Origin of the sequence: Planktothrix sp. FACHB-1355, from assembly GCF_014748295.1 — a bacterium.
GTDB classification, from domain to species: domain Bacteria; phylum Cyanobacteriota; class Cyanobacteriia; order Cyanobacteriales; family Aerosakkonemataceae; genus Aerosakkonema; species Aerosakkonema funiforme_A.
On the sequence record NZ_JACJUP010001228.1, the window covers coordinates 1 to 2,015 of the forward strand.

Here is a 2,015-nt window from a genome sequence, read left to right on the forward strand (position 1 = left end):
CAATACTGTAAAATGACAAAATACCCCAAACATAAATACCGCCAGCATAGAAAAAATCAACGAACCATCTCCCGTATGCCAATACTCAAAAGCTTCTTGATTGGATAATGCTGCTAGTATAGCCATAAGAGCGACCCGCATCCCGTTGACAACAAATGCTAAAATAACAGATGCGATCGGCACTAATATTCTGTGCCACAAGTGATGACCAAACATCACCAAACAAATAAAAGACAATCCCAATAGTTGCAAAATTATACCAAAGCCATCACAACCAGCACCTACCTTTATCCCTCCCGTTGGTAGCGTCACCATAACTCCCGAATTCGATACTTGAAATCCTAAAATCCACAGCACAAAACTAGCAAACTTAGCTGTTAACAAAGACAGGTCGATAAAGATGGATAGCACTCCCGGCGGTACAGCCATAAAAGCAACCAGCAAAATTTCCTGCCAATATTGCTTCAATCCCTTCACTCCAGAAGCAAGCAGACTTAAACCTAAAATTGAGATGAAAGGAGAAACGCGCAAAAAAAGGTCATAACCATACAGGTGCGTACTCTTAAAAAGCACAAAACCAATCAGCAATGCACCAAAAATGGTAGAAAAAACTTCGCTTTCTAAATTCAAAGAATCGCGTTTTCTCCAAATTAACGCAGATACCGCCACCCAAAACAATAAACTGATGCCCAGCAAGTCAGCATTTTCGCTTCTCCAACTCAAATGAAGATGAAGAGTAATTAAACTTGCTGCTATAGCTAACAGCCAGTATTTGGGATCTTTGACAAGTTTCAGGTTATTCATCGTTACCCCACAATACCTACTGCATTTGCCAAAGTACTTGCCGCAATACATCTGGCGGGACTCGATCGGTCACAGTTGCAGCACCAATTTGTGTAGGTAAAACAAATCGCACCTTACCCGACTCGACTTTTTTATCAGTTTGTAGGGAATTTATAATCTCCTCAACATCCAAACCAGTAGGTAACTTTGTCGGTAATCCAGCTTTTTTAATTAACTCATTTTGACGTTCTGCTGCTGCTTTATTCCAAGAGCGAATATCAACAGCAATCTGACCTGCTGCTACCATCCCAATAGCCACCGCTTCACCGTGATTGACCGACTTGTAACCCGTTAAGCTTTCTACCGCATGACCGATCGTATGTCCGTAATTCAGTAGCGCCCGCAAACCCGATTCTTTTTCATCTTTCCCTACCACAATTGCCTTCGCTTGGCAAGAGTGTTTGAGGATAATTTGCAAAATTTCCTCATCTAAGTAGCGCAGTTGATCCAGGCGCGAAGATTGCTCTAACTTAGCGAACAAATCGGCATCCCAAATCACGCCGTATTTAATCACTTCCGCGATACCAGCGCGAAACTCCCTTGGCGGGAGAGTTTTCAGCACATCCGGGTCAATTAAAACCAAACGCGGCTGATGGAATGCGCCAATCAGATTTTTGCCTTTGGGATGGTTAACTCCAGTTTTACCGCCAATCGCCGCATCAACCATCGCCAGCAAGCTGGTGGGGACTTGCACGAAGTTAATCCCGCGCAACCAAGAAGCAGCCGCAAAACCTGTCATATCGCCAATCACGCCGCCCCCCAAAGCTACCATTGTGGAGGAGCGTTCCAGGCGATTTTCCAAAGCGAGGTTATAAATTTTTTGGAGAGAAGTCAGAGTTTTGTACTGTTCTCCCGCCGGCAGAATGCAACTGGCGACCTCAAACCCAGCAGCAGTGAGAGATCCGATCGCTCTTTCCCCATAGCGCTTGAAAATAGCCGGATTGGAGACAACCAAAACTTTTTTGCCCAGATTCAGCGGTTTGCTTTCTTCGCCACTCATCCAAGCACCGAGTTTGTCTAAGCTACCAGAGGCGATCGCAATTTCGTAAGAATTCTGCGGTAAATTAACATGAATAACGGATTGCATTGTCTAAACCATCACTGAATCGAGGAACAAAAATGTCTGGAGTCGTAGCTTACGTTCTATACTTGGGTGCTGCCTACGCAGTGGC

2 protein-coding genes are annotated in these 2,015 nt (G+C 44.5%); both read right to left on the minus strand.

Annotated elements, in window-relative coordinates; genetic code table 11:
* Window positions 1-804: cyanoexosortase A (gene crtA / locus H6S82_RS31050; RefSeq protein ID WP_191057322.1), on the minus strand; the 804-nt coding region annotated here is incomplete at its 3' end.
* Window positions 805-820: 16 nt separating this feature from the next.
* Entirely contained in the window at window positions 821-1,930 is a 1,110-nt protein-coding gene (gene aroB / locus H6S82_RS31055; protein ID WP_190470296.1) for a 3-dehydroquinate synthase, read from the minus strand.
* Window positions 1,931-2,015: the final 85 nt, after the last annotated feature.

Bases quoted from the DNA above. Each gene is read 5' to 3' on its own strand.
- aroB (WP_190470296.1), bottom strand. From the start codon at position 1,930: ATGCAATCCGTTATTCATGTTAATTTACCGCAGAATTCTTACGAAATT.